The organism is Nonomuraea sp. NPDC049709, from assembly GCF_040674815.1.
Classification (GTDB): Bacteria; Actinomycetota; Actinomycetes; order Streptosporangiales; family Streptosporangiaceae; genus Nonomuraea.
The window spans coordinates 15,443-42,407 of the sequence record NZ_JBFANM010000065.1; the positions used below are offsets into that span (position 1 = coordinate 15,443).

Consider the following 26,965-nt stretch of genomic DNA (forward strand, 5'->3'; position numbering starts at 1 on the left):
CGCGAGCTAGTCGACGGGGCCGTGCACCGTGACCGCGTGGTCGGCCTGAGCGGGCAGGTGCGTGGTGTCTCCCAGCCAGCGGACGGTATAGGTGTAATCACCGCCCGTCTGGGGGGTATCGGCGAAGGTGAACGATCCGTCAGGGGCTGTCGGCCGCGTGGTGGCCACCCTGGTGGTGACGGTGCCGGCGCTGTTGGTGACGGTACGTTCCAGGATGATCAGAGTGCGAGACCAATCCAGGTTGGGGCCGGTCAACGCCCCGCTCAACTCGATGCTCCGGTCGGCAACCGACGAATCGGGGCCGGTGAGGGTCAAGCTCGTCGGGGCCTTGCCCACCAGCACGCTTCGCGACGTGTAGCTCAGTTCGTAAGTGGCGTTGCCGGACCAGGACACCTGGTAGCTGTGCCTTTCGGCGAGCGGTGGGGTGTCGGTGAAGGTGAAGGCGCCGTCCGCGGCGGTCACCGTGGACAGGGTCAGGAGAGTGCCGTTCGGACTGTTGCGGGTCACGGTGAGGCGCTGCTCGCCTGGGGACGCCCCGTTCGCCAGGACGAGCCGCCCGGTCAGGGTCAGCGGTTCGAAGACGGTCGCCGCGCTCGGAAGGTTCAGGCTGATCGAAGATCTGACCTTGGCCGCGGTGACGTATGTGTACGCTCTGGTCCACCGGTGCTCCGCGGTGCCGTCCCAGACCGCCTCGTACCTGAACCTACCGGCGGTGGGCAGCGCGTCGGTGAGGGTGAAGGTCCCGTCGGCGGCGGTCGTCACCTCGGCGACGGGTTCGCGGGGGCCGTTCCCATCCAGCGATTCGAGGCGGCGGGCTACCGTGACCCGCTGCTCGCCGGGTGCCGATCCGTCGGCCAGAGTGAGTCGGCCTGTCAGCGTGAGCGGTGCGACCGCGTCCACCGCGTACGGGGCGGTCAGCGTGAGCGTGGATGCCGGGAGGTCGACATCCGGCAGCCGCCACAGGTGGACACGGTCGGAGGTGTCCTTCGCCAAGGCGAAGGCGACGTTGCCGAGGGTGGTCAGTGCGCCCGCGAACACCTCCACATCGGAGTCCGCGTAGGTGAAGGTGTTCTCGCCTGTCGCGGCGTCGAACACCTTGACGCTGCTGACGCCGTTGGAATATTCGGCACCCAGGACCGACGTGCCGTCCTGGCTGATCGCCATGGCTCGTGCCGCGCCTCCCGTGCCGTAGCCGCGGACGAGGGTCAGGCTGGTCGTGTCCCAGGCGTCGTACGTGCTGGGAGGGCTGGTAAAGGCCAGCGCGGTCGAGCCGTCCGGCGTGAGGGTGATGTCCGGCCGGCTGGACAGGATGGACGACGGCTGGCCGAGCTGGCCGCGAAGGGTGACATCGGCGCCGGAGGTGTCGTAGACAAGGGTCTCGTTGTCGGCGCTGACGACGAGCGTCGACCCTGCGGCGGCGGCCACGGGCCAACTGTTGAGTCGCGGGATGATCGGAGCCGGTTCCGGCTGAGCCGCCGTCGTGTCGAGGCGGAGGAGCCCGCCATCCCCCGATTGGCAACCGTAGCCGACGTACAGGCGGCCACTGGACCAGGCCAGGCGCCGCGGGCACCGGTACGCCGACAGATCGAACCGACGCGTGATGGAGAAGGCGCCGGTATCGATCTCGGCGACTTCGTTCGAGAGCCTCAGGGCCGCGTACAGGCGGGTGCCGTCGGGCGTCACGGCCAGGCCGTTGGCGCCTGCAAGGCCGGTGATGGTCCCGGTGACGACGCCACGGGAGTCAGTGGCGACGATCCGGTCGTCGATCGAGGCATAGACCCGGTCGTTGCCGGCCACGACATCGGCACCGTGCATGTAGTCGAGATCGACACCGAGGTCGATCATGGAGTCGGCGGCTGTGGCGCCGGGGGCCTGGATCACGAGCATGGCGGTCGCGGTCACCACGGCGGCGGCGCAGGTGAGCAGTCGCTGGCCCAATCGTAAGGACACGTTCTTTCCTTCGTTCATCAGTACGAAAGACAAGATCCAACCCGCTCGGCATCCTCGACGTCAACATGGACGACAAGCCGCGACGGAACCGAACCCGAGCGGCTTTCCGGTGTCGTCGTGAAGCGGTTCGAATCCGGCGTCGTCAGCGGTGTGGTCGGCCCACATCTGGCCGCGCGTCGGCCCGCTGATCACCAGGGCCGCGCGATACGCGTAGCCGAGATGGCAGAGGTACGGCAGCCCGATCGAATGCCGGGGGTCGAAGGCGACCAGGTCGTGTTGCTCCCGGTACGCACCTGGCGGTACGCAGCAGCGGGCGGAGCGGCGTTCTGAGCAGAAGCGGCAGGGCGCACACGTACGAGCCCGCCGTCACCAGGCCGGCGAGGACGATCCAGGTGCGTGAAGCTGCCCGAGCTGGTTCACCGCAGCCGGGGCGAGGAAGGCCGGCAGGATCGGGAACTCGCGGTCCTTGCGCCGCTCCAGCGCCTGGTTCGTGGAACGCCGCGCCACCTGGCCTGCACACCCCCGCATCTCGGCGGTGACGCACGTGTGGTCATGTGCAGCTGGTGGGGTGATGGTCAGGTCAGGTCGAGGCCGGCGAGTTGGGCTCTGCTGGTCACATTGAGCTTGGGAAAGGCCCGGTAGAGGTGGTAGCTGACGGTCTTGGGGCTGAGGAAGAGTTGCGCGCCGATTTCCTTGTTCGTCCGCCCCGCCGCCGCCAGGCGCACGATCTGCAGTTCCTGCGGCGACAGGGCCGGCAAGGCGTGGGTGTCGGTGACGGCGAGGCTGGTGTCTCCGGCGGCGCGCAATTCGCTTCGGGCACGTTCGGCCCACGGGCGGGCGTCGAGGCGCTGGAAGGTTTCGAGCGCGGCACGCAGCTGGACGCGGGCGGCTTTTTTGTTCCGTTCCCTGCGCAGGCGCTCGCCGTAGACCAGCGCGGTGCGCGCCGACTCCCACGGGCGGCCGCCGGCGGCGTGCAGCCGTACGGCAGCGCGGAAGAGCTTGTCCGCCCGTTCACTGTCGGGTTCGAGCAGGGCCCGGCAACGATGCAGGACGGCTTGCGCCCACGCCAGACCGGAGGCCTGCGCCCAGGCCTCGTAGCGGCGCAGCGGCCCATCGGCGGGCCGGCCGAGGCGGGCCGCGGCTTCGATCTGGTCGGGGGCGAAGTGCACGGCCACCGGCCTCGTGCCGGACGCATCGGCCCGCGCCACGCTCCCCACGCTGCGCGGCGTCGAGGAGCTGCTGGGCCCGGTGCAGCTTCCCCTCCTGAACACGCCGCCCTGCGCCTGCTCGGCGCGGCCAAGGGTCAGGTCCTGCGGTACATCATGGCCGAGGCGCTGCTGGTGGTGGCGGTGGGCGCGGTCCTGGCCGCCGTCGCGACCGGGCTCGGGCTGCTCGGTCTGTACGCCGCTCTGGCGCAACTGTCCGGGCCCGTGGCAATCGACGTACCCTGGCAACCGGTCACCGGGGTGATCGGTCTCTGCGGTGTCCTCGCGGTGCTGACGGCCGTACTGCCCGCGAGCCGGACCAAGACGGTGGCGATTCCCCGGGCCTGAGCTGCTGATGGACGAGGTCAGTCCGAGGCCGGCCGGCCTTCGGCGCCGCTCTCGATGCCGCCGGCTCCGAAGGACAAAGGTGTCCGCAGGCCGAGCTGCGCGTAGATCTCGAGCTGGTCGTAGTAGAAGCGCTGGCTGGAGATGAGGCCATCGCGCAGGTGCCAGAACCAGCAGACCCGTACGCTGACGTGATGGCCAGTCGGGGCCAGGACGTCGCCTCCGGCCACCAGGTACGGGCCGGTGTGTGTCCCGGTCGCCGTCAGCTCGGTCGCGATCGTGTCCCGGACGGCGATCGTCTCCCACGAGGCGAAGCGCAGGTTGGGAAAGCCGTCCCACATCTGTGTGTAGTAGGAGCCGATCTCCTCGGGGCCGGCCGTCTCCATCTCAGGTCCCACCACGACCGCGCCCGGCGCGTAACAGCGCAACACCGCATCGAGGTCATGGGCGTTGGCAGCGTCGAGCAGCCGGCGCACGACATCGTCCGTCGATTGCGGCACCTGTTCCATTCCACGCAGCGTATCGATGCCGGGACAGCTCAGCGCTAACGGCTCGTCACCGGCCCCTCATCGGCTGGAATGGGCTTGGTTTCCTGAGCTGAGGGAGGGCAGGTTTCGGCGGGGCGTGCACAAGGAGATCGTTTCGATGTGGCAGAGATCGACGGCCGGGCGGCCCTGCGCACCAGGCGGTCTCCACGGCGAGGTCGGCTACACCCAGCCAGGCCATGCGATCTCCATCACCCGGCAGAGCGCCCGCCGTCCTTCCCGAACCGGTGCGCCGCCCTTCCTCGACCACGCACCCCGGTGCCCGATCAGCCCCCGAGGGCGTCCAAACTGACCGACAGCGGCGCCCGTCTTACCGCTGCTCGTTGGTGCATGTCGGCCGCTGGGTCAGCGGTTTCGCCGGTACTGCAGATACATGATCCCGTTGCTGGAGGCGGTGCTGGAGACCAGGCCGAGCTGGTAGGACTTGGGGACGCCGTCGAACAGCCGGGTGCCCTCGCCCGCGACGTAAGGGAACATGCTCAGCTGGAGCTCGTCGATCAGGTCGAGCCGCATGAGCGAGCGCCAGAGGCGGACGCCGCCCCAGACCACGATGTGGCCGTCGCCGCCCTGCCTGAGCTTGTCGATCTCTTCTGTCGTGTCACCGGCGGCGATGGTGGTGTTGGCCCAGTCGGCCGTCTCCAGGGTCCGGGAGAAGACGACCTTGCGCGCGGCGTTCAGGATGTCGGCGAACGGATGGTCGGTGGAGGTTGTCATGCCCCTGGCGATGCCCTCGTAGGCGGTGCGGCCCATGACGTGCGCGTAGGCGCTCTGAAGGAAGCCGAGGTGCGCCGGGTCGTCGGGCTGACGATTTTCGGGCAGGTCGAAGCAGAACTTCCAGAACTCGGTGCCTTCGTCGGCGAGAAGGCCGTCGATGGAGTAGTTGAACACCGTCGCTATCAGTTTCCGCATGATCAAATCTCCGTGGTCTCGGATCGTCTGGGGACCGTGCTTGCCAGGGGGCGTGCGTGTCCCGGGCCGCAGCGCTCGCGTAGCCGCGGCATCCGTGGCCTGGCGCCAGTGCTTTAGACGCCGATGCCGCCCGGAAGTCATCGGTGCCCGGTCGATTGACCGGTTGCGGCCTCCGTCAGGTGGGCGTTGTCGGCGGGACCGGTGCGGTCGATGACCGTTGTGGTTCTCGACGTACTCCCCGAGGGCCGGTCGGTTGGAAGCGGGCCGGCGCCGCCAGGAGCGCTCGATCAGGCCAGTCCGGCCTCGGCTGGGCGGCACGGCGCTGGAGGGCAAAACCGCAGATCAAGCATCCTGCGACGAGTTATGAAGCGGTGCAGGGGGTCGAGCCGGTTTTGCGAGGTCGCGGCCCAGTGTGTTGAGCCCTTTCATCGCCAGGTCGAAGCCGCGTCTGGCCGCAGCGAGCTGCTCCTGCTCCGCGGGGCCGGACCGCTCGTAGCTGGCCCTCGCCGCCGCCTGCGCCGCGCCGATCATCGAGCCGACCGCTGCCGCCGCGCTGATCGGGTCGAGCTCGTCAGGGCACGCCTCGACCAGCGCCTCAGCCATCCCTTGTTGGATGTCGAAGAGCACCTGCAGCCCCTTGGCCTGCACGGCGGGCACGGTCATCACCATGTGCTTGTAGACCTCCATCCGCTCGACGTCGCCTGCCGTGGGCCCCTCGGTCAAGTAGTTGACGATTTCCCCTTCGTACAGCCGCATCAGCAGGTCGGGAACGCTCTCGTCAGGCTCGCGCTGGGCGATCAGCTGCCGCGCCGCCTCCACGTAGGAGCCCGCGTTGCCGAAGACGACGTCCTCCTTGCTCGGGAAGTAGTTGAAGAAGGTCTTCATCGCCACGTCGGCCGCAGCGGCGATCTGCGCGACCGTGGTGCGCTCGTAACCCTGCTCGGCGAACAGCCTGAACGCGGTGTCGACGAGCAACTGCCTGGTCTGGCGCTTCTTGCGCTCGCGCCTGCCGTCCTCCATGGGCGACATCTTACATCATCACTAAACTTACATAAGTTGTACTTTTACTCATAGTGGTGTTATCTCGGAACTGAAGCCATCAAAGAGAGGCGAACAGATGTCCTTGCTGACACGACGCCAGGCCGGCTGCCCCTTCGATCCGGCACCAGAGCTCGCGCGCCTGCGCGCCGAGCAACCCGTCTCCCCCCTGACCTATCCAGACGGACACGAGGGCTGGCTGGTGACCAGCCACGCCCTGGTCCGTGAGGTGCTGTCCGACCCGCGCTTCAGCCACAGGGCCGAGCTCCTCCACAACCCGCTGACAGGAGTGGGCATCAGCGACGAGCCGCAGCCGGCGCCGCCAGGGGCCTTCACCGCGATGGACCCGCCGGAGCACACCCGCTACCGGCAACTGCTGACCGGCCAGTTCACCGTCCGCAGGATGCGCGGGCTCACCGAAAGGATCAAAGCGGTCACCGCAGAGCGGCTGGACGCCATGCAGGAGCAGGGCCCGCCCGTGGACCTCGTCCAGGCGTTCGCCGTGCCCATCCCCGGCCAGGTGATGTGCGAACTGCTCGGGGTGCCCGACAGCGACAGGAGCCGGTTCTACGATGAAATGGCCGTCCTAGGGCGCATGGACGTCTCGCCGGAAGGCAAAGCCGCTACCTTCATGTCCCTCCGCGGGTACGTGGCCGAGCTGATCCACGCCAAACGCGCCGACCCCACCGACGACATGCTCAGCGGCCTGGCCGGCAGCTCCGACCTCACCGACGACGAGCTGGCCACCATCGGGTTCATCCTGGTAGGTGCGGGACTCGACACCACGGCCAACATGATCAGCCTGGGCGCCTACGCTCTGATGAGCCACCGCGACCAGATCCCCGCCCTGCGCCGGCGCGGCGCCATCGAGGAACTGCTCAGATATCTGAGCATCATCCCCGCCGGCGTGCGCGCCGCCCTGGAGGACCTCGAGCTCGGCGGGGTCCAGATCAAGGCGGGCCAGTCGGTCACCGTCTCGATCCCCGCCGCCAACCGCGACCCCCGGCACTTCGCCGAGCCGGACACACTCGACCTGCACAGGTCGGCTTCCGGGCACGTGGCCTTCGGGCACGGCATCCACCAGTGCCTGGGGCAGCAACTCGCAAGGGTGGAGATGGAGGTGGCACTGCCGGCGTTGTTCGACAGGTTCCCCACGTTGCGGCCCGCCGTACCGGAAGAGGAGGTTCCGCTGCGCCACGACATGTTGATCTACGGGTTGTACGGGCTGCCCGTCACCTGGGACCCGACGTTGTGAGAACAGCGCCGACCCGAGATCCGCTGCATGGCGCCGCGGGGCCAGGTCGTGCTGCAGCACGATCCGCGAGGCGCGGCCATCTCCTCCTCCTTGACCACCAAGGGATCGGTGACCCTCCCACGGCCCCAGGAGGACCTCCGCCCGGGTGGCCGCGGTAGCTCCCTGCAGCGCCTGTGACTCTTCGTATTCTCAGGGATGAGTAGTGCTGAGCAGGATCATGCTCGGAGGACGCCGCCGAGCCGATCTCGTCGGCGTACGTTCAGGGTGACGGTTGTGGCCGGATCCGGGGCGGGACGTAGCGTCGCGATCTTGTAAGTGCACAGCTCGGGTGGTGAGGGAACGTCACCTCATCAGGGTGATTAGATCGGGGCTATGAGACCTGACGACGGGGCCTCCCGCGTTCGCCTGGGTGGCTTCGTGCCGCGACCGGTCTTATTCGGACGGCTGGCAGCCGCAGGTCGGGTGACCGTGATAGCGGCGCCGGCCGGTAGCGGGAAGACGGTCCTGGTCCAGTCGTGGATCGATGAAGCGCGCATCGATGAGCGGGTCGCCTGGGTGGCGGTCGGACACGACGAAGGTGACCCGCAGCGGTTCTGGCTGTCGGTGCTCGACGCGCTGCGTGGGACGGATCCGGGGTCGGCGCTGGTGCGGGCGCTGACGGCGGCGCCCGATCTGGACGGCTGGGGAATCGTGGAGCGGCTGCTGACCGACCTGGCGCCTTTGGCGGACCGGATCTGGCTCGTGATCGATGACGTGCACGAGCTGGGCTCGGCCGAGGTTCGCCGGCAACTTGAGCTGCTGGTGATGCGGGCACCGTCCGCGCTGCGGTTCGTTCTCCTCACCCGGCAGAACGTGCGGCTGGGCTTGCATCGGCTGCGGCTGGACGGCGAACTGACCGAGATCAGGACGGCCGACCTGCGCTTCACGCTGGAGGAGGCGCGGAAGCTGTTGGACGGCGCCGGGGTGAGGTTGCCCGAGCCCGCGCTGACGCTGCTGCGGGACCGCACCGAGGGCTGGGTGGCGGGGCTGCGCCTGGCGGCATTGTCGCTGGCCGGACATCAGGCCCCGGAGCGGTTCGTGGCCGAGTTCTCCGGGAGCGAGCGGACGGTGGCCGAGTACCTGCTGGCCGAGGTGCTGGAGCGGCAGAGCGGCCAGGTGCGGGAGCTGCTGCTGCGGACCTCCATCCTGGAGCAGGTGAATGGCGAGCTCGCCGACCTGCTCACCGGTGGCAGCGGCGGGGAGCGCATCCTGCAGGACCTGGAACAGGCGAACGCGTTCGTGGTCTGCCTGGACGCGACACGGTCATGGTTCCGCTACCACCGGCTGTTCACCGACCTGCTGCGGCTGGAGTTGCGCCGCACCGCGCCGGGTGAACTCACCGCACTGCATCGGACGGCCGCCGGATGGCTCGCCGCGCACGGGTACCCGGTCGGCGCGATCCGGCACAGCCAGGCCGCCCAGGACTGGAGCCTGGCCGCCCGGCAACTTGCCGATCACTGGCCCGTCCTGTGCCTCGACGGTCAGGCCGCCACCACCCGCGACCTGCTCAAGGGATTCCCCGAGGATGTGGTCGCGACCGACGGCGAACTCGCGGCCCTGTTCGCCGCGGAGGAACTCGCGCACGGATCGGTGGAGGCCGCGCAGCGACATCTCGGCCTGGCGGAGCGGAACTTCACGGCCGTGCCCGCCGAACGGCGCGAACACGCGCGCCTCGTGCTCGCGATCGTCCGGCTGATGCTGGCCCGCCGGCGCGCGGACCTGCCGACGGCGGCCGAGCAGGCACGAAACCTTCAGGAGATGGCCGCGGCCCCGAACGCGATGCGGCCAGGGCTCGGCGAAGAGCTGCGCGCGCTCGCGTTGATCAGCTTGGACAGCACCGAGTACTGGATGGCCGAATTCGCGCAGGCACGACGGGACCTTGAACTGAGCCGCGCGCTGGCCCAGCGAATCCGGCGACCGTACCTGGAGTTCAGCAGCCTCGCCTACCAGGCGGCGAACGAGTTCTTCCTCTCCTTCGAGCAGGCGGCCGACCACGGCATGCAGGCGGTGGACCTGGCCCAGCGGCACGGCTGGACCGAGGAGCCGGCCGCTGGGGTGGCATACATGACGCTCGGGGCGGTACGGGCCTGGCAAGGACGACTCGACGAGTCGGAAGCCTGGGTCCAGCGCGCCGAACGCACCCTCGTGGCCAACGCTCAGCCCCTGGCCGGGATAGGGATCTGCCTTGTCCGCGCGATGCTGGAGATGGCACGCGGCCGGCACGTCGAGGCACTGGCCGCTTTCCAGGCGGCCGGGCCGCTGTCCGAACTGCTGGCCGCGCCCAATCCGATGGGCATGGCGATGCATGCGTTCCGGCTTCAGGTTCTCGTGCGTTCCGGCGAGACCAAGCGTGCCGCGCAGGCCCTCGCCGACCTGGACCCGCACGACCGGGACCGCGGGGAGATGCGGATAGCGCTGGCGATGCTGCGGCTCACCCAGGCCGACCCACGGGCCGCGACCGACGCCCTCGCGCCGGTCCTGGACGGTTCCGCATCGGTGCCCTGGCCGGACTGGCTGGAACAGGCGTTCCTGCTGGAGGCGATCGCCAGGGACACGCTCGGCGACCCCGGCGCCGCCGAGCGCGCCCTCGAACGCGCTCTCGATCTGGCCGAACCGGGCGGCGTGTTGATCTGGTTCTTGCTGCAGCCGACGCAGCACCTGCTCAGCAGGCACAGCGCGCACCGCACCCGGCACGCCTCCCTCATCACCGAGATCCTGAGCCTGCTCGCCGGAAGAAGCCCCGCCCCCGCGCGGACCGCGCCCCCGCCGCCGCTCGAGCCGCTCAGCGACAGCGAGATCCGTGTGCTGCGGTACCTGCCGACGAATCTGTCGGCACCGGAGATCGCCAACGAACTGTCCCTCTCGCCGAACACCGTCAAGACCCACACGCGCAACCTCTACCGCAAGCTCGGCGTCAACCGCCGGGCCGAGGCGGTCACCCGCGCCCGCGCCCTGGGCATGCTCGCACCGCCCGCTCGCCGCCGCTGACCCGGACAGCTCCTTACGGAGCCGGACGACCAACTCGACCGGCTCGGGCGCTGTGGCGCACGCCGGTTGGGGGTGAGGGAAGCTGCAGGTCCCCTAGCTGTCGGCGGGAGGCGATGCCGACCCCGTGGAAGATGTCGGGCTGATCACCCTGATGAGGTGACGTTCCCTCACCCTGTCACCCGCCAGGTTGAAGCAGGAGAACCGAGACGGTGGTTGACGATCGGGGGGACGCAACATGTTGGCGGTAGTGAACACCGATGACGGAATCCGCACCGTCGAGGTCGACGAACCTGGTGGAGTGGGGGTACGGCTCTCGGTCGCCGCCGCCGGGATCTGCGGCACCGACGTCATGTTCGTCAACCTCGGCGTCACCAGCTTCATCTACGGCCATGAATTCGCCGGGGTGGATGACACCGGCAACGGCTATTTCGTCGAACCGACCATTTACGGTGGGGAATGCACGGAATGCCGTGCCGGTAATCCACAGCGGTGCACCGAGGCCGGCCACGGAAACCTCGGGATGTACCGGGACGGCGGCCTCGCCGAAGCGGTCGTGGTGCCGGAATACACATTGCTGGCCCTGCCCCCGCAACTGGACGTGAAGGACGCGTGCCTGATCGAACCTGGCGCCGTCGCCTGGCACGCGTTGCGCCGCGCGCGGGCGCAACCAGGAGAGCGCATCCTCGTGGTCGGCGGGGGGTCGATCGGGCTCCTGGCAGGCGCAGCAGCCCAGTATCAAGGATGGGACGCCGATGTGGACACCCGGCACAGCCATCAGCTGACCGCCGCCGAGCGACTTGGACTGGGCCGGCCGGGGGGAACCTACGACGTGGTGATCGATGCGGCCGGCAGCGAGTCGAGCCTGGCTCGATCCGCGGACGCCGCACGTCCGGGAGGCCGGATCGTCGCGTTGGGCGTGTACCGGACGACGTTGCCGATCCCGGGGACCCAGAGCCTGGTCAAGGAGCTGACCTACGTCAACAGCATCGCCTACGGCAGGCATGAGGGGGTCCGCGAAGTCGAGGAAGTGGCGTCCATGTTGGCCAAGAAACCCGAGATCGCGCAGACGATCATCACGCATCGGTTCCCGATCCAGGAGGCTCGGGAAGCGTTTCGCGTCGCGGCCGACCGCGGAGCCGGCGCGATCAAGGTGGTCATCGAGCCCTGATCAGGCGCCACGGCGCACGTTCTCCGCGTGCAACTCCTTCTGCCGCTCGCGGTGCCGCATGGGCACCTCCTCACTCACCGTGTGCGACGACAGACCCGCCGGCGTGGGCTCGCGTTCGATGAGGGGTGACCTCGGGTCGGGTGTCCGGGGTGGGAACCTTGGCCAGCTCCACGAGTGAGGCTGATTGTCGGTGCCCGTTGATAACTATGGCCTGTCACGTTGACCGACCGACGACGATGGAGCCCCCCATGGCCACGGCCATCTTCAGAGACGAGAGCGCTGCCTCCAGGTGCTCAGTCGAGATCCCCCCTCCCGCTCGGCCCGACGCGAGCCCGGCGCGCGAGCTCGCCCGCCTCGTGCCGCGGGCAGGAGGCTGACATGGGCGTCCTCGACAACTTTCCCCGGTCCCAGAGCTACGTGCTCAACTACCGCCTCGAGGGGCTGCCGCGTGAGCTGTTCGCCCGGTACGACGCGGGCGGGCGGCCCGGCACCGACGAGGCCGGGCGCAGGGCGTTCGGCATGTGGGCGCAACTGCGGCTCAGCCTGGGCGACAAGGGCGGCCACGAGCACCCCGAGGAGGTGCTCCGGCTGGTGCGCGAGGTGGCCGGCGGCGACATCCCCTGGACGTTCGAGGACACGCGCTCTCTGTGGGAGATCGCCGACGCGCTGTCGGGTTCCGGTCACACCGGGTACGCCGCGGTGTACCGGATTCCGCTGGCCGCCATCGCGACGCTCGGATACCCCGAGCGCCGTCAGATCCTTGGTGACGCGCCGCCGTGGCACCCGGCCCACCGCAGCCCCGGCCGGGCCGCGTTACGCAAGGACCTGGAGCGCGTCCTGACCGAGCCCCCGGAGCACGGGCCGGCCGGGGTCGTGCGCAGCCTGGTCTGGGACGGCGACCCCATCGCCCGTGCCATGGCAGGGAAATACGCCGCCCGGCTGGCTCACCCCGCCGTGCTGCCCCTGCTGAAACACTGGCGCAAGGCCAAGGCCAACAGGCCGAGCGAACCCTGGCTCGCCAAGGTCCGCACGCTGCTCACCGACGACGGCGTGGCAGTGCTGCGCGAGATCCTCTCCCGGGTGGCCACCCACCGCGAGAGCCGCGAGCCTGGCGGCAGGGTCTTCCTCGCCCGCCGCACCGCCCTCCCGCTGCGCGGCATGCTGTGGACCTGTGAGGTCATCGACGCGCCCTGGGTGTCCACGCTGCTCGGCGACGTCGCCATCAACTGCGGCATCGGGCGCAACGGCTCCGGCGGCGCCGCCGTCTGCCGCAACGAGAGGCTGGCCAACGCCGCCCTGAACGTGCTGGCCAAGCGGGGCGGCCTCGACACGGTGGGCGTGCTCGCGCGCGTGCGGGCCAAGCTGCGCCGACCGGCCCTGCTGGCGAAGGCGGCCGATGCCCTCGACGCGGTGGCCGTACAAGAGGGGCTGAGTCACGAACAGCTCGTCGACCGGACGGTCCCGGCCTTCGGGCTCGGCCCCGACGGGGTCAGGGAGGAGCAGGCCGGCGACTGCGTCGTCCGGCTCGACGTCGACGGGCCGGTGCTGCGGTTCGTCAACGCGTCCGGGCGCGTCGTCAAGTCGGCGCCCCAGTCCATCCGCAAGGATCCGGTGCTCGCCGATCTCAAGGCCACGCTGAAAGACCTCAAACGTACGCAGGCCGCCGAGCGGCTGCGCCTGGAGCAGATGCTCATCGTCGAACGGGAGCTGTCCTGGCAGGAGGCCGAGCAGTACTTCTTCGACCATCCGGTCACCGGCCCCTACACCCGCGCCCTCATCTGGCGGCAGCCCGACGGGTTCGCCGGGCTGCCGGTCAGGAGCGGCGGCGGCTGGGCACTGGCCGGCGCGAGCGGCAGGTCCGTGCGTCCGGGCGGCGACACGCCCGTCCGGTTGTGGCACCCTGTCCAGGAGAGCGCCGAGGGGGTGCGCGGCTGGCGCGACCACCTGCTGGAGCGGGGGATCAGGCAGCCGTTCAAGCAGGCGTTCCGCGAGGTCTACCTGCTCACCCCGGCCGAGGAGCGCACCCGCACCCACTCCGACCGTTTCAAGGGCCACTTCGTGCGCTACGGGCAGGCCAAGGCGCTGCTGGAGCAGCGCGGCTGGAGCGGGCTGTCGATCGGTCACTGGGACTACGAGTGCGATGGCGACGTAGGGGCGGCCGTCAAGACGCTCGCCGGCTGGCAGGCGAGCTGGGGCATGCGGGTCGCCTCCGACCCCCACCAGGACGCCTGGGGCACGGCCTCCTGCGCCGCCACCGACGCCATCCGGTTCCGCCGCGCGGATCTGCCCGGCGACGCGCCGCTCACCGAGGTGCCGCCGCTGGTGTTGTCGGAGCTGCTGCGCGACGCCGACCTCGCCGTGGGGGTCGGGTCACTGGGGCTCGACCAGCAGGCGGCGGCCGGGTACGACGGCTACTGGCAATCGTACGGGTTCGGCGAACTCAGCGAGACCGCTCGCACGCGGCGTGACGCGCTGGCCCGGCTGCTGCCCCGGCTGAAGATCGCCGACCGGGCGGAGCTGACCGACCGGTTCCTGCGCGTGCGCGGGCAACTGCGTACCTATCGGATTCATCTGGGGTCGGGCAACATCCTGATGGAGCCGAACGATGCCTACCTGTGCATCGTCCCCGGCCGCGACCGCTCCGCCACATCGGTCTTCCTGCCGTTCGAGGAGGACGGCGGAATGCTGTCGGTCATCCTGTCGAAGGCGTTCCTGCTGGCGGACGACACCAGGATCAGCGATCCCAGCATCACCCGCCAGCTGGTGACCACCTAGGCTCGATGCCTTCGCGGGTGCAGGCGCGGTTTCGGTCGCGCGACCACTTCGGTCCGAAGCCCTCCGTCGTGTTCGGGGAAGTGGTGCGCGTGTCGAACGTGCGCATTCGTCTCCCTGCCTCCGGACCAGAACGAGAACCAGGCGCAGGGTGAGGGCGCGGATGGAGTGGACGGTGGGTGGCCGGAGCTGAAGAAGGCGGAGAAATGGGGACGGCCCCCAGTCGGCACGGACGTGAGCAACCTCGTTCCAGTGAGGGGCCGCACGCCGGTCGTTGCAGGCGACGTCGAGTTCGTGGTCTGCCATCCATGGGTAGGGCTGATGGTGCTTGTGACCGTCGGGGGAGGTCACGATGGATGTCGTAGATCGCGGAAACAGCGGGCTGTCGTTCGAGATGCTGGATCCTGCGCCGGTGGGGGTGGCGGTGACCCGGGGTCCGGGTCACCGGCTGATCTACAGCAATGTCGTGTACCGGTCGCTGGTCAGCGATCCAGGGGGTGGGGTCTCCGTCGAGGAGGCCTTCTCCGAATCGGTGCTGCCGCACTACCTTCCGCTCTTCGACCAGGTGCACGCCACCGGCGAGCCGGTCATCAGCACGGCCGAGCCGGCGGTGCCGATACGCGGCCGCCGGGACCTGGGGGAGCGGTTCTTCACCTTCAGCCTGTCGCGGGTCGTCTTCGGCCCCGGCGACCACGGGGTGCTCGTGGTGGTGATGGACGTGACCGAGCAGACCACCGCCGCGCGCCGGATGACGGCCAACGCCGAGGAACGCCACCGCATCCTGCGGCGCTACGAGAGCCTGATGCGCGTCAGCGCGGACATCTTCTGGGTCACCAGCAGGGAAGGCTACGTGTCCGAGCCGAGCCCCAGCTGGGAGCGGGTGACCGGGCAGCAGTGGGAGAACTACCGCGGGCAGGGCTGGCTGGGGGCGGTCCACCCCGAGGATCGCCCGGCCACCGTGGAGTCCTGGTCACGGGCGGTCGCCCAGGCCACCGAGATGTGGGAGCACGTCTACCGGCTGCGCACCGTCGACGGCGGTTACCGGCACTTCCAGCTCCGCGCGGTGCCGATCTGCGTGGACGGCCAGGTGGTGGAGTGGGTGGGCACGTCCACCGACGTCGAGCAGCAGTGGCAGGAGCAGCGGCGCCAGCGCCTGCTCGACCGTGCCGCCGCCGTCACGACGCAGCTGCACAGCCTGGAGGAGATGCTCGGCGCGCTGGCCGACGTCATCGTGCCGGAACTGGGCGACGGTTGCGGTGTCTATCTCGTCACCGACCTCACGGACGAGCGGCATGGCGGCGCTCCGTTCGTCATCGAACGGCTGGCCACCGCCGCGCGCCCCGGCCTGAGGCGGCTGCCGCCCTACAGCGAGGAACAGCTCCCCGCCGGCAACGCCTTCGTCAAGGCCGTACGGCGCCGGCGGCCCCTGCTGAAGCGGTTCCCCGCCGGCTCGCCGCCACCGGCGATCGTCCCCACGGGCACGCTGCCGTGGCTGACGGCGAACGACGCCAACAGCGTGCTGGTCCTCCCGGTTGTGGTCGACGGTGCGGTGCCCGCCGTGGTCTGCGTGGTGACGTGCGGCGACCGCTCGCCGATCAGCCAGGCCGACATCAGCCTGCTGAACCGCATGTTCGACCACGCCCATGACGCCTTGAGCAGGGCCATCCGCTTCCAGCGCGCACAGCAGATCGCGCTCGCCCTGCAGTACAGCCTGCTCGCCGAGCCACCACGCCTGCCCGGTCTGCAGATCGTGGCCCGCTACCGGGCGAGCCCGGCCGCGGCGGAGGTGGGCGGCGACTGGTACGACTCTTTCGTCCTGCCCGACGGGGTCCCGGTGCTGGTGATCGGCGATGTGGCCGGCCACGATCTGAGCGCCGCCGTCGCGATGAGCCAGCTGCGGAACATGCTGCGCGCGCTGGCGATGGATCGTTGCGAACCGCCGGGTGAGATCCTCACCCGGCTCAACATCGCGATGGAGTCGCTGTCGGACGACGTCACCGCCACGTGCGTGTACGCCCGCGTGGAGGCGTCCGACGGCGGTTACCGGCTGCGGTACGCGGCGGCCGGTCATCCGCCGCCGCTGCTGGTCACCGCCGAAGGCCGGGGACGTTTCCTGGAGGGCGCCGTGAGCCCGTTGCTGGGCCTTCCCCATCACGGGACGCGCGTCTCGCAGGTGGAGCCGTTGCCGCCGGGCAGCACGCTCCTGCTGTACACCGACGGCCTCGTCGAGCGGCCGGGCGAGCACCTCGACCGTGGCCTGGAACGGCTGCGCAGCCTGGCGGAGTCGGTCGCCGACGAGCCGGCGGACAGGTTCTGCGACACGGTGGTCAGCGGGCTCCCTACCAGCGGGCTGGACGACATCGCGGTGATAGCGCTCCGCCTGCCGAGACCGTGAGGATCTCCTCTGAGGACATGCTGCTTGGGAGGTGTCCCTCGCCGGTCAGAGCCAGTCTCGGCGCTTGAAGATCAGGTACAGGCCCAGGCAGGTCAGGGCCATCAGGCCGAGAGCGAAGGGGTAGCCGTAGGGCCAGCGGAGCTCGGGCATGCCGGGGGCTTCGAAGTTCATGCCGTAGACGGTGCCGATGAGGGTGGGGGCGAACAGGATGGCCGCCCAGGAGGAGATCTTCTTGATCTCCTCGTTCTGGGCGAGGCTGGCCTCCGTCATGTGCTTGATCTCCTCGTTCTGCGCCTGGGAGACGAGGGTGGCGTTGACGGTGAGGATGTCGGCGAGCATCTGGCGAAAGCCGTCCACCCGCTCGGCCACGGTGGTGGCATGGTCGGCGACGTCGCGCAGGTAACGCTGGAGCTCCTCTTCGGTGCCGTACTTGTCGAAACCCGCGGTCAGGCTGTCCAGGATGACCAGGAGGGGACGGGCGGCGCGCTGGAACTCGATCACTTCACGGGACAGTTCGTAGATGCGCCTGGACACGCCGGGGTCGCCGCCGAAAACCTGGGTCTCGATCTCGTCGATGTCGTTCTGCAGTCCGGCGATGACGGGGGCGTAGCCGTCGACGACGTGGTCGAGTACGGCGTACAGGACGGCTTCGGAGCCGCGGGCCAGCAGCTCCGGGTCGGCTTCCATGCGTTCGCGTACCGGATGCAGCGGGGGCGCGTTGCCGTGCCGGACGGTGAGCACGAAGTCGGGGCCTACGAACAGGTGGATCTCGCCGAACTCGACCTGTTCGGCGTCGTCGTCGTAGCGGGCGGCGCGGAGCACGACGAACAGGGTGTCGCCGTAGCGTTCCAGTTTGGGGCGTTGGTGGGCCACGATGGCGTCCTCGATGGCCAGCTCGTGCAGCCCGAACTCCTCGCCCAGCGCGGCGAGGTGCGCCTCGTCTGGCTGGTAGAGACCGATCCAGCCCATGCCGCCGGACTGTTCACTCAGGCGCGCGCGGACTTCGGTGGGGGAGGACGGGCTGTCCAGGCGCTTGCCGTGCCGGTAGAGAGCGGCATCCACCACCTGGCCGTCGGCCGAGCGTACGGGGTGGTGTCCACGCGGGTCCATCGACTGCTCGGGCGAGGGCTCCCGCTCCTTGGCCGTCGCTGATTCGGTTCGCCGGACCGGGCGCAGGACGCGTGAACGCCAATCGGACATCATCATGGGGGACCTCCGGAGACACCTCAAGGGTCACCAGCACGGCGGCACAGCCGAACGAGCCGCAGGGCGGCGCTGGTCAGAAAGGGGATGAGACGCTCAGCGAGTCGGACTGGGAGGTTGACTGCTCATGCAGCCTCACCTCCTCGCCCTTGGCCGCCGGTCCTGGCGGTATCCGGAAGAACCTGCTCAAGATACCGCACACTCCTGCGTACTGGCAGACATGTCTCAGGTGGCGCATGTGTGTACCGGTCGGGGGTAGACCTGCGGATGTCCGCATGTGACAGGCGCGCCGAGGAGAAGTCAGGCCGCGGGCGCTGCTCCAGGGCGCCGGTGCTGTCCGCGGGGAGGCAGGATGAGCTTTCAGGCCGCCGGATGGTTGTGGTTGTTCGTGGTCCTGGCCGCCGCCGTGGCCGGATACGTCGTCGTGCAGCTCATTCGGCCCCGTTACGCCGCGCGCTATACGAACCTGAGATTGCTGGACCTGGTGGCACTGAACCGGGCGACCTGGCCGCGGCACGTTGCCGCAGGGCTGTTCGCGCTGGTGATGGGGCTGCTCATTGTGGCCGCCGCGCGCCCGGCCGCCACGGTTCTCGTGCCCCGGGACCGGGCCACCATCGTGGTGGCGATCGACGTGTCGCTGTCCATGGTGGCGACCGACATCCCGCCGTCCCGGTTGCAGGCGGCCAAGTCCTCGGCGAAGACGTTCATCACCAGCCTGCCTGAGCGCTTCAACGTGGCCCTGGTGTCCTTCGCCCGGTCCGCGGCCGTGGTGGTCTCGCCCACGGTGAACCACGAGGCGGTGGCTCAGGCCATCGAGACGCTCCAGCCCGCTTCGGGCACCGCCATCGGCGAGGCGGTCTTCTCCAGTTTGGACGCCATCCGTTCCTTCGACCAGCAGGCCGCCAGCGACCCGCCGCCGGCGGCCATCGTGCTGCTGTCGGACGGCGACAACACCGCGGGCCGGACGGTGCCGGAGGCCGCCCAGGACGCCGCCCGGAGCAAGGTGCCGGTCTCCACCATCGCCTTCGGCACCCCGAACGGCACCGTGGAGATCGACGGCCGCCAACTGCCCGTCCCGCCGAACACCGAAACGCTGCGCACCCTGGCCGAGGGCACCGCGGGGCGGACCTACGACGCTCAGACGGCCGACTCGCTGGACGAGGTGTACCGCAGCATCGGCAGTTCGCTCGGCACCATGGCTAGAACCCAGGAAGTCGGGTCCGAGGTGTTGCGCTGGGCGCTCGTGCCGGCGTTCGCGCTGGCCGGCCTGTCGCTGCTGGCCCCGATCAAGCCGGCCTGGTCACGCCGTCCTGCCCACGGTGGCTGACAGCGGGTGCGGGACTCACGGGCCGGAGCCGTGGGGATCGAGCAGGATGATGACGGTCAACAGGACGATCCAGGCGACGACCGCGGCCAGAACAAGTCTGCTCGGAGAGGGTCTGCGGGGGAAATTGGGCGTTCTCATAGCCATCCGCTCTTTCGCAGCAGCCGGTGGACGATGAGGACGGCGATGACCATGACGGTCAGACTTAAGGGGTAGCCGAGCAGCCAGTGCAGTTCGGGCATGTAGTCGAAGTTCATGCCGTAGATGCCGGCGATCATGGTGGGGACGGCGATGAGGGCGGCCCATGACGAGATCTTGCGCATGTCGGCGTTCTGCTGCATGGCCACCGTGCTCTGCTCACGACCGACCAGGGCCAGGTGGGCGCTCAAAGCGCTGGTGAGCAGTTCGTTGTGCTCGTCGACCTGGGCGTCCACGCGGAGCAGGTGGTCCAGGACGTCGCGGAACTGATCGCGGGTGCCGGCGCACAATGCCACCCGGCCTTTGACGATCTCCTCCAGGACCGGTACGAGCGGGTCCTGGGCGGCCCGGAACTCCAGGACCTCGCGCTTGAGGGAGTAGATGTCGGCGGTGACATCGGTGTGCTCACCGCTGAAGACGCGGCGCTCGAGTGCGATGAGATCGTGCTCCACCTCGTGGGAGACCTGGGAGTAGGTGTCGACGACCTGGTCACAGATCGCGTACAGCACCCCGGCCGGACCGGCCGCCAGCAGGTCGGGATCGGATTCGACGCGCTGGCGCACGCCGCTCAGCGGGTTGGCCTGGCCGTGGCGGACGCTGATGAAGAAGTCGTCGCCCAGGAACATGTTGATCTCGCCGACCTCGATGTCGGAGGTCTCTTCCACGTACAGCAGCGGCTTGAGCACCACGAACAGGGTGTCGTCGTAGCGTTCGAGCTTGGGTCGCTGATGGGCATGGATGGCGTCCTCCACCGCCAGCGGATGCAGCTTCACCTCGCTGGTGATCAGATCGAACTCCTCCTGTGTGGGCTCGTGCAGGCCGATCCACAGGAAGCAGCCGCCCCTGGCCCGGGCCGCGTTGAAGGCATCGCTGATGTCGCCGCTGATGGTCTCGCGCACGCCGTTGCAGTAGATCGCCTTGTTCACAATCACACCGGGCATTCTCGCGTATCCGAACAATCCTCCCATCTACCTCGCGCAATGTGGCCACCGTCCCGGCCCATCAGTCCCGGCGTCACCGGGGATTCGGCCGGCTGCTGGTGCTCCTGGGGACCGGATGAGCCGGTGTAGCTCTTGACCGCCTGCACCACGCCCCGCTCGGCCCCCGGTCGAACGACCAGCCCACGGCAATGCCGCCGGCGAACGCGAACAGACCCGAGAGTAACGTCTGCACGCCCAGGTAAGCCCCGAAGCGCGTCGGCGGAGCGAGCCGGGCGATCGTTTGGAACACCGCCGGTTGCAGCAGGCCGTCGGCGAGCCCGTGCAACACGGCCACCACCACCAGGCCCGTCAATCCGCCGCCCGCGCCGTCAGCAGCACCGCGGGCGTCGACACGGCCGCGAACCAGATGAAGATCCGATCCCGGAGCACCGTTCGCACCCCGGAGGCGACCCCGCTCCCGACCCGGACGCGCGGGACGTGCCGTACCAGTGAGAACAGGGACGCCGCGCCGGCCCACAGCGCGGCCGCCGTCAGCGCCACCAGCCAGTAGCCGACATTCAGCAGCGCCAGCCCAAGGATCGGGCCGAGCACCGCCGCGACCTGCAACGTCATCGCGTACGCCGCGTATCCGCGCGCCCTTCGCCGTTCGGCGAGCCCGGCCAGCAGCGACTGCGCCGCCGGATGGAACAGCGCCCCGCCCGTGCCCAGCAACACCGCCGCGACGACCAGCCAGGGCAGGGAGGACACGGTGCCCAGCAGCGCGAACCCGGCCGCGCGCAGCAGGCACGCCATTATTCCTATCCGCACCGGGCCGAGCACGTCCACCAGCGCGCCGACCGGCAGGGAGAGCGTGTGCTGCACGAGATTACGCAGCGCCAGCACCAGGCCGATCAGCCCGGCGGCCAACCCCAGGTCGACTCTGAGGTGCATGACGACGTGCGCCATCGCCGCGAAGTAGCCCAGCGAGATGGCCGCCTGGATGGCGACGACCACGGCGACCGTGCGACGGTCGCCGTGGTCGGAGGGGTCCTCGTGGGGAACGCTCACGCCGTGGGCGGGACGTTCAGCCGGTGCAGCAGTTCACCCGCGAGAGTGGCCCGCTTCCCGGCGTCGCCGTCCTCGGCGATGTCCATGCTCAGCGCGAACGGGTGCACGCGTCCGCCGTGCTCGACCCGCCCGGCCCACCAGCCCGTGCCGGGGCCGGGGGTGTTCTGCCGGCCTGACTTGGCGTACAGCACGTACCCGTCCTTCTTCTCCTGCTCGATCAGGTCGCGGACGGTGCGCTGGTGCGCGCGCGAGGCGGGCAGGCGCAGGGTGGCCGGCCGCGGCGGCCGTGTACGCGGCAGGTGGCCGGTCCCTCGACGCTCCACGACCGGCATGGGTGTGGTCAGGTCCCGGATGTCGTGAGCATTTCGATGGTGAAGTCGATTGCTGTGGCGAGCCGTTGGGGGTCGTGTCCGGCACGTTCGCGTACGCGCAGTCCAAGCACCGTCGTGAACAGCAGCTCCACTGCGGCGTCGACGTCCAATGCGGCAGGCAGGTCGCCGTCGCGGATGCCGCGGCGTAGCAGTGACGCCAGGGTTTTCCTGGTGACCTCGAACGCGCCCTCGGTCCGTTGCTGGACCTCGGGGTCGGTGGTGCCGAGCTCGGCAGCCGTGTTGACCACGAAGCAGCCGCGTCCGGCCTCGTGGCTGATCATCCAGACCAGCCACCCCCGCAGGATCTCGAGGCTGGGGCCGGGGGCACTGAGCTGCTCTTCGGCTTGGGTGGACTCCGTTGCCCGATAGTGGTCCAGCGTCCGCAGGAACAGGGTGTGCTTGTCGTTGAAGGTGCGATACAGGCTGCTTTGCTTGAGGTTGAGCTCGGCGCCCAGGTCGCGGACGGACGTGGCGTTGTAGCCGCGACGCCAGAACAGGTGGGTCGCCTTGGCGATCACGTCTTGCTCGTCGAACTCCCTGGGCCGTGCCATGTCCGCCACTGTACCAAGGTTGTGGAGCGATCGTTCCCGTATTAGGGTGTGGCGTCGTATGGGAGCGATCGCTCCCGAATGGGAGAGGGAGATTCGACGTGACAGCAACGGACCCTGCGACGACCGGGCGAGACGCGTCAGCGAGGAATCGTTGGATCGCGGTGTCAGCCGTGGCCTTCGGCACATTTCTCCTGGTGACGGCCGAGCAGCTCCCCATCGGGCTGCTCACCCCCGTCGGATCGGCGCTGTCGGTTTCTGAGGGTGCGGCGGGCTTGATGGTCACGGTCCCCAGCATCGTCGCCGCCGTCGCGGCGCCATCGGTCCCGGTACTGGTCGGCAGGATGGATCGCCGGCTCTTGCTGGTCGCCTTGATGGGACTCATGACGCTCGCCAACCTGGCCTCCGCGCTGGCCCCTGACTATCCGGTCCTGATCGCTGCCCGTGTGCTGGTCGGGGTGGCCATCGGCGGGTTCTGGGCCATCGCCGGCGCCCTGGCCGTCCGGCTCGTCCCTTCCTCACACGTGCCGCGGGCCACTGCGATCATCTTCGGCGGCGTCGGGGCCGCGAACGTCTTCGGCGTCCCCATCGGCACGATGATCGGCGGGCTGGCGAACTGGCGGATCGCGTTCGGCGCGTTGAGCGCCCTCGCGCTTGCCGTGCTGGTCGCCTTGCTGGCAGTGCTGCCACCGTTGACGGCGGCTCAGCCCGTCGGCCTGCGGCGACTGGCCGGCCAGTTCCGCAACCAGGGCGTCCGGGTCGGCATCCTGGCGACCTTCCTGATCGTGACCGGCCACTTCTCGGCCTACACGTTCATCAGCCCCGTGCTGCGGGATCTGTCCGGCATCGACGAGCGACTCGTCGGGCCGCTGTTGTTCGGATTCGGCGTGGCGGGCATCGTGGGAAACTTCATCGCAGGTGCCGCCGTTGCGAAACAGCTCCATCGGACGGTCCTCACCATCGCCGCCGCCTTGGGGGTGACCGTGCTGCTCTACCCCGTGGCAGGGCTTACCGGCGCGGGCGGGGTGACGCTGCTCGTGATCTGGGGCCTGGTGTACGGCGGGGTGTCCACGAGCCTCCAGACCTGGATGATCAAGGCCGCGCCACGAGCGGTCGAGGAAGCCTCCGCTCTGTGGGTGGCGGTGTTCAACCTCTCGATCGGTCTCGGCGCGCTGGCCGGCGGCGCAGTCGTCGATGCCCTGCCAATCCAGGGGATCCTGTGGCTCGCCGGGGGTTTCGTCTTGGCTGCTGGGCCGGCCGTGTGGAGTGCACGCCGAAACGAGAGCCTGCGATGACCTCGGGTGGTCTCTGGTCGCCTGAGTGCTGTTCAATTCTCAGAGACATTGCGGTCCGGTCAGCGCCCGACCGCTATCCGAACTGACCGGTCAGCAAAGAGCCGCAGGGACGAACGCCACGTTGTGGGGCGTGCGGATGCTGGCCCGCCGCAGCTCACTGACCTGGACAAGAAGGCCGGCTCGTCTGTCACGCCCGCCGGCGCATCCTGAACCTCAGCGCCCAACTGACCAGCTCTAATGTCTCCATCTAGAAGTGGAAACCGCCGCCCACCGAGCACCTCGGGACAGGCGGCCGACCGGGCGGCGTTGAGGGTGCGCGGTCCGGCTAGGCTCAATGACCGAGCCGCCGCGGGCTCGTCCCTGATTGCCATGATGCGTGACCAGCAGAGAGGAGCACCCCCCGTGACAGACGGGACGTCCTTCCTGCTCGAACGCCTGCACGCGGCCGGCCTGACCGACGTCGTCGCGGTCGAACCGGCCACCGGAGGCCTCGCCGCGACCGCGGGGCTCGCGCGCCGCGGTGACGGCACGTCGGTGTTCGTCAAGGCGTTCGGCGAGCCGCCGTCGGACGACGCCTTCGCCGCGGAGGCCGAAGGGCTCACCGTGCTGCGCGAGGCGGGCGGCGTCGCCACGCCCGAGATCATCCTGGCGGACCGCGACCTGCTCGTGCTGTCCGTGCTGCAGTCCCGGCCGGGCACCGAGGCGTTCTGGGAGCAGTTCGCGCATGCGCTCGCCCACCTGCACACCACCACGCGGCACCCCCGATTCGGGTGGCACCGGGACAACTGGCTGGGCCGTCGGCGGCAGGTCAACACCTGGGATGACGACGGGTTCGAGTTCTTCGCCCAGCACCGTCTGCTGCGCTGGCTCGGCGAGCGTCGCGTCCAGGAGGCGCTCGACGCCGCGGACCGGGCGGCGCTGGAGCGGCTGTGCGACCGGTTGCCCGAGCTGCTGCCGGTCAGGCCCGCGTGCCTGACGCACGGCGACCTGTGGGCGCTGAACGTCATGGCCGCCTCCGACGGGCGGCCCGTGCTGATCGACCCGGCCGTGTCGTACACGTGGGCCGAGGTCGACCTGGCCCACCTGTGGACGACGGCGCCGCCGCCCGAGGCGCATGTGTTCTTCGAGCTGTACGCCGAGCTGACCGGGCTCGACCGCGACTGGCGCGAACGGATGCCGATCCTCCAGCTCCGCCAGCACCTGGCCGTGATCGCCCAGTTCGACCCCGACTGGGGCGCCGCCGACCTCGTACGCGCCACGCTCGCCCCGTTCCGGCAGCGGCCCTGAGCTCAGCTCAGAAGCCGGCCCGCAGGTAGTCGCTGATGAGCCCACCAGCCGTCGTGGGAGCCCGAAGCGGCCCGTGCCTCACGTCGCAGGGCTGACCAGTCCTGTTCGGTAAGCGATGACGACCAGTTGCGCACGGTCGCGCGCACCCAGTTTCGTCATCGCCCGGCTGACATGGGTGCGGGCGGTGGCCGGGCTGAGGAACAACTCGGCACCGATCTCGTGGTTGCTCAGGCCCTGTCCCACCAGGGCCAGCACTTCGCGCTCGCGCTCGGTCAGCACCGCGAGCCGGTCCTCCGCGTCCCGGGCGGCTGTTCGTCGCGCGGTGAACTGGCCGATGAGGCGTCGGGTGATCCGCGGCGCGAGCAGCGCGTCTCCGGCGGCGATCACCCGGATGGCCTGCAGGAGCTCGGCCGGCCCGGCGTCTTTGAGCAGGAAGCCGCTGGCACCGGCCTGCAAGGCGTCGAAGACGTACTCGTCGGTGTCGTAGGTGGTGAGGATGAGGACTCGGACCTGCTCCAACCCGCGCGTCTCGGCGATCTGGGCGGTGGCTTGGATGCCGTCCAGCTTGGGCATGCGGATGTCCATGAGGACGACGTCGGGGCGGGTGGCGCGGGCCCGCTCGACGGCTTCGGCGCCGTTGGTGGCTTCTCCCACCACCGTGATGTCGTCCTCGAGGTCGAGCAGGACCTTGAACCCGGAACGCACGAGACGCTCATCGTCCGCGACCAGCACCTTGATCGGAGCGTTGGTCAGCGGTGACGCGACCGCCGCGTTCACAGGCGCACCCCGGTCGGCGCGAGGGGCAGTCGTGCCTTGACCTCGAACCCGCCACCCGCAAGCGGCCGGGCGTCGAGCTCTCCGCCCAGCAGTTGACAGCGCTCGCGCATTCCGAGGATGCCGCGGCCGGGCTTGGCCGAGCCGCCGGCGCCGGCCGGATGCGGGGGCGGTAGGTGCGGGTCCGCGGGGCCATGACCTGGGGCGGCACGGCGGCCCTCATCGGTCACGCGGATCTCCAAGGCCTCGAGTCCGGGGTTGAGCGCGACCGTCACCCGAGTCGGGCCGACGTGGCGGACCACGTTGGTGATCGATTCCTGAACAATCCGGTACGCGGCACTTCCCACCGCGCTCGGCAGCGGGGTCGCGGGCGGGGTCTCCTCGAGCTGGACGTCGAGTCCCGCCTCGCGTGCCTTGGCGGCCAGTTCGTCGATCTGCCCCAGCCCCGGGTACGGCACGCGCCCGCCGTCACCGTCGTCGTCACGGAGTACCCCGAGGATGGCCCGCATCTCCTGCAGCGCCCGGGAGCTGGTCTGCTCGATGGCGCGCAGCGCCTCGCGTGCCACGTCGGGCCGCTTGTCGAGCACGTGCGCGGTGACGCCGGACTGGACGTTGATGATCGCTATGGCGTGCGCGACGGTGTCGTGGACCTCGCGCGCGATCCGGAGCCGTTCGGCGTCCACCCGCGCCCGCGCTTCCTCCTCGCGAGTCCGTTCGGCCAGCGCGGCGCGCTCCTGCGCTTCGGCCGCGATGACCTGCCGGGACCGCACGGACTCGCCGAGGGCCGCGCTCATGACCGACGCGCCGATCCGGAAGAACACCCAGCCGATGGCGGCGCGTGGCTCGATGTCGGCCGCGGCGACCAGCCAGGCGATGGCGAGCACCGTGGTGCCCACGCCGGCGATCACCAGCGACCGGCGCCCGTCACCGTAGGCGGCGAGGGCGTACAGGGCGACGAAGAGCCCGAGCCAACCGGGCCCGTCCGGGAAGTCGAAGCCGTAGTACACCAGGCTGGCGAGCGCGGTGATGACGAACACCGGCACCGGCCACCGGCGGCGGGCGACGACGACCACGCCACTCACGATCAGCAGGACATATCCCAGGTTTCCGAGGTCGGTAAGGGGACGCTGCACCACCTCGCCGGCATTGCGGACTATCGTCCCCTGAACCTGCATCACGGTGATGAAGAGCGCGAGCAACAGGTCCTGCGCCGGCGCGGGCAGGCGCAACGACACCACGCGGTGTTCCATGCCGCGATCCTACGGTCGCCGCCCGCGAGAACACTCCGCCCGGACGCGCGGCCGCCTACGACGACGGGCGTACCCGAGGCCCGAGCCGTCTACGCAGAACTGCGTAGAAGCTGCCGTC

General features: G+C 69.7%; 22 protein-coding genes. 9 read left to right on the forward strand and 13 right to left on the reverse strand.

All coding sequences use genetic code 11. From position 1 onward, the window contains the following. Positions 1-6: 6 nt before the first annotated feature. From AB0J69_RS45265 to AB0J69_RS45275, 3 genes are all read right to left on the reverse strand, one after another. Positions 7-1,950, reverse strand: a complete 1,944-nt coding sequence (locus tag AB0J69_RS45265) for a hypothetical protein (protein ID WP_364131603.1) — start codon at positions 1,948-1,950, stop codon at positions 7-9. Positions 1,951-2,316: 366 nt separating this feature from the next. Then, positions 2,317-2,457 carry a hypothetical protein gene (locus AB0J69_RS45270; RefSeq protein ID WP_364131606.1) on the reverse strand — a complete coding sequence of 47 codons (141 nt, stop codon included), beginning with the start codon at positions 2,455-2,457 and terminating at the stop codon, positions 2,317-2,319. 68 nt (positions 2,458-2,525) lie between these two features. Continuing rightward, complete coding sequence (locus tag AB0J69_RS45275; RefSeq protein WP_364131609.1) at positions 2,526-3,158, reverse strand: LuxR C-terminal-related transcriptional regulator; 633 nt, start codon at positions 3,156-3,158, stop codon at positions 2,526-2,528. Between AB0J69_RS45275 and AB0J69_RS45280 the strand changes: the two genes are divergently transcribed. Then, positions 3,114-3,503 carry an FtsX-like permease family protein gene (locus AB0J69_RS45280; RefSeq protein WP_364131612.1) on the forward strand — a complete coding sequence of 130 codons (390 nt, stop codon included), beginning with the start codon at positions 3,114-3,116 and terminating at the stop codon, positions 3,501-3,503. The two genes, AB0J69_RS45275 and AB0J69_RS45280, sit on opposite strands and share 45 nt — an antisense overlap. 17 nt (positions 3,504-3,520) lie before the next feature. Here AB0J69_RS45280 and AB0J69_RS45285 read toward each other — a convergent pair whose 3' ends face one another. The 3 genes from AB0J69_RS45285 to AB0J69_RS45295 all read right to left on the reverse strand — a co-directional run bounded on the left by AB0J69_RS45285 (position 3,521) and on the right by AB0J69_RS45295 (position 5,974). Beyond that, positions 3,521-4,009 (reverse strand): ester cyclase, encoded by a 489-nt coding sequence (locus tag AB0J69_RS45285; RefSeq protein WP_364131615.1) that lies wholly within the window; start codon positions 4,007-4,009, stop codon positions 3,521-3,523. A 381-nt stretch (positions 4,010-4,390) separates the two neighbouring features. Next, a complete protein-coding gene (locus AB0J69_RS45290) occupies positions 4,391-4,954 on the reverse strand; it encodes a dihydrofolate reductase family protein (RefSeq protein ID WP_364131618.1) in 564 nt (187 codons plus the stop codon). A 342-nt stretch (positions 4,955-5,296) separates the two neighbouring features. Continuing rightward, positions 5,297-5,974 (reverse strand): TetR family transcriptional regulator, encoded by a 678-nt coding sequence (locus AB0J69_RS45295; RefSeq protein ID WP_364131621.1) that lies wholly within the window; start codon positions 5,972-5,974, stop codon positions 5,297-5,299. Between the two features lie 97 nt (positions 5,975-6,071). On the opposite strand from AB0J69_RS45295, the gene AB0J69_RS45300 reads away from it, so the two are divergent. From AB0J69_RS45300 to AB0J69_RS45320, 5 genes are all read left to right on the forward strand, one after another. After that, positions 6,072-7,247, forward strand: coding sequence for a cytochrome P450 (locus tag AB0J69_RS45300; RefSeq protein WP_364131624.1), 1,176 nt, complete (start codon positions 6,072-6,074; stop codon positions 7,245-7,247). A gap of 462 nt (positions 7,248-7,709) precedes the next feature. Next, complete coding sequence (locus AB0J69_RS45305) at positions 7,710-10,274, forward strand: LuxR C-terminal-related transcriptional regulator (protein WP_364131627.1); 2,565 nt, start codon at positions 7,710-7,712, stop codon at positions 10,272-10,274. Positions 10,275-10,521: 247 nt separating this feature from the next. Further along, positions 10,522-11,442: an alcohol dehydrogenase catalytic domain-containing protein gene (locus AB0J69_RS45310; RefSeq protein WP_364131629.1), complete on the forward strand. Its 921-nt coding sequence runs from the start codon at positions 10,522-10,524 to the stop codon at positions 11,440-11,442. A gap of 378 nt (positions 11,443-11,820) precedes the next feature. Further along, on the forward strand, positions 11,821-14,217 hold the full coding sequence (locus tag AB0J69_RS45315) for a DUF4132 domain-containing protein (protein WP_364131632.1): 2,397 nt from the start codon (positions 11,821-11,823) through the stop codon (positions 14,215-14,217). Positions 14,218-14,566: 349 nt separating this feature from the next. Continuing rightward, the gene (locus tag AB0J69_RS45320) at positions 14,567-16,609 is read left to right on the forward strand and encodes a SpoIIE family protein phosphatase (protein ID WP_364131634.1); all 2,043 of its coding nucleotides are present in this window, start codon (positions 14,567-14,569) and stop codon (positions 16,607-16,609) included. A gap of 45 nt (positions 16,610-16,654) precedes the next feature. On the opposite strand, the gene AB0J69_RS45325 is transcribed toward AB0J69_RS45320, so the two are convergent. Then, on the reverse strand, positions 16,655-17,815 hold the full coding sequence (locus AB0J69_RS45325; protein WP_364131637.1) for a magnesium and cobalt transport protein CorA: 1,161 nt from the start codon (positions 17,813-17,815) through the stop codon (positions 16,655-16,657). Between the two features lie 349 nt (positions 17,816-18,164). Here AB0J69_RS45325 and AB0J69_RS45330 point away from each other — a divergent pair, with 349 nt between their 5' ends. Then, positions 18,165-19,139 (forward strand): VWA domain-containing protein, encoded by a 975-nt coding sequence (locus tag AB0J69_RS45330; RefSeq protein WP_364131640.1) that lies wholly within the window; start codon positions 18,165-18,167, stop codon positions 19,137-19,139. A 134-nt stretch (positions 19,140-19,273) separates the two neighbouring features. Here AB0J69_RS45330 and AB0J69_RS45335 read toward each other — a convergent pair whose 3' ends face one another. The 4 genes from AB0J69_RS45335 to AB0J69_RS45350 form a co-directional block, all read right to left on the reverse strand. Further along, entirely contained in the window at positions 19,274-20,266 is a 993-nt protein-coding gene (locus tag AB0J69_RS45335; RefSeq protein WP_364131642.1) for a magnesium and cobalt transport protein CorA, read from the reverse strand. Positions 20,267-20,623: 357 nt separating this feature from the next. Further along, positions 20,624-21,322, reverse strand: coding sequence for an MFS transporter (locus AB0J69_RS45340; RefSeq protein ID WP_364131644.1), 699 nt, complete (start codon positions 21,320-21,322; stop codon positions 20,624-20,626). Beyond that, a complete protein-coding gene (locus tag AB0J69_RS45345) occupies positions 21,319-21,645 on the reverse strand; it encodes a hypothetical protein (protein ID WP_364131647.1) in 327 nt (108 codons plus the stop codon). Before AB0J69_RS45345 ends, AB0J69_RS45340 begins: the two co-directional genes overlap by 4 nt. A 17-nt stretch (positions 21,646-21,662) precedes the next feature. Continuing rightward, complete coding sequence (locus tag AB0J69_RS45350) at positions 21,663-22,244, reverse strand: TetR/AcrR family transcriptional regulator (RefSeq protein WP_364131649.1); 582 nt, start codon at positions 22,242-22,244, stop codon at positions 21,663-21,665. 161 nt (positions 22,245-22,405) lie between these two features. Between AB0J69_RS45350 and AB0J69_RS45355 the strand changes: the two genes are divergently transcribed. Both AB0J69_RS45355 and AB0J69_RS45360 read left to right on the forward strand, forming a co-directional pair. Beyond that, positions 22,406-23,536, forward strand: coding sequence for an MFS transporter (locus tag AB0J69_RS45355; protein WP_364131728.1), 1,131 nt, complete (start codon positions 22,406-22,408; stop codon positions 23,534-23,536). Between the two features lie 402 nt (positions 23,537-23,938). Continuing rightward, entirely contained in the window at positions 23,939-24,823 is an 885-nt protein-coding gene (locus AB0J69_RS45360; RefSeq protein ID WP_364131652.1) for a fructosamine kinase family protein, read from the forward strand. A 78-nt stretch (positions 24,824-24,901) separates the two neighbouring features. Here the strand turns inward: AB0J69_RS45360 and AB0J69_RS45365 are convergent, their stop codons facing one another. Both AB0J69_RS45365 and AB0J69_RS45370 read right to left on the reverse strand, forming a co-directional pair. Continuing rightward, positions 24,902-25,600 (reverse strand): response regulator transcription factor, encoded by a 699-nt coding sequence (locus tag AB0J69_RS45365; protein ID WP_364131655.1) that lies wholly within the window; start codon positions 25,598-25,600, stop codon positions 24,902-24,904. Next, positions 25,597-26,847: a sensor histidine kinase gene (locus tag AB0J69_RS45370; protein ID WP_364131657.1), complete on the reverse strand. Its 1,251-nt coding sequence runs from the start codon at positions 26,845-26,847 to the stop codon at positions 25,597-25,599. The genes AB0J69_RS45365 and AB0J69_RS45370 overlap by 4 nt, the downstream gene beginning before the upstream one ends. Between the last annotated feature and the right edge of the window lie 118 nt (positions 26,848-26,965).

Bases quoted from the DNA above. Each gene is read 5' to 3' on its own strand.
- AB0J69_RS45285 (WP_364131615.1), bottom strand. From the start codon at position 4,009: ATGGAACAGGTGCCGCAATCGACGGACGATGTCGTGCGCCGGCTGCTC.
- AB0J69_RS45290 (WP_364131618.1), bottom strand. From the start codon at position 4,954: ATGCGGAAACTGATAGCGACGGTGTTCAACTACTCCATCGACGGCCTT.
- AB0J69_RS45295 (WP_364131621.1), bottom strand. From the start codon at position 5,974: ATGGAGGACGGCAGGCGCGAGCGCAAGAAGCGCCAGACCAGGCAGTTG.
- AB0J69_RS45300 (WP_364131624.1), top strand. From the start codon at position 6,072: ATGTCCTTGCTGACACGACGCCAGGCCGGCTGCCCCTTCGATCCGGCA.
- AB0J69_RS45315 (WP_364131632.1), top strand. From the start codon at position 11,821: ATGGGCGTCCTCGACAACTTTCCCCGGTCCCAGAGCTACGTGCTCAAC.
- AB0J69_RS45320 (WP_364131634.1), top strand. From the start codon at position 14,567: ATGGATGTCGTAGATCGCGGAAACAGCGGGCTGTCGTTCGAGATGCTG.
- AB0J69_RS45325 (WP_364131637.1), bottom strand. From the start codon at position 17,815: ATGATGATGTCCGATTGGCGTTCACGCGTCCTGCGCCCGGTCCGGCGA.
- AB0J69_RS45330 (WP_364131640.1), top strand. From the start codon at position 18,165: ATGAGCTTTCAGGCCGCCGGATGGTTGTGGTTGTTCGTGGTCCTGGCC.
- AB0J69_RS45350 (WP_364131649.1), bottom strand. From the start codon at position 22,244: ATGGCACGGCCCAGGGAGTTCGACGAGCAAGACGTGATCGCCAAGGCG.
- AB0J69_RS45370 (WP_364131657.1), bottom strand. From the start codon at position 26,847: ATGGAACACCGCGTGGTGTCGTTGCGCCTGCCCGCGCCGGCGCAGGAC.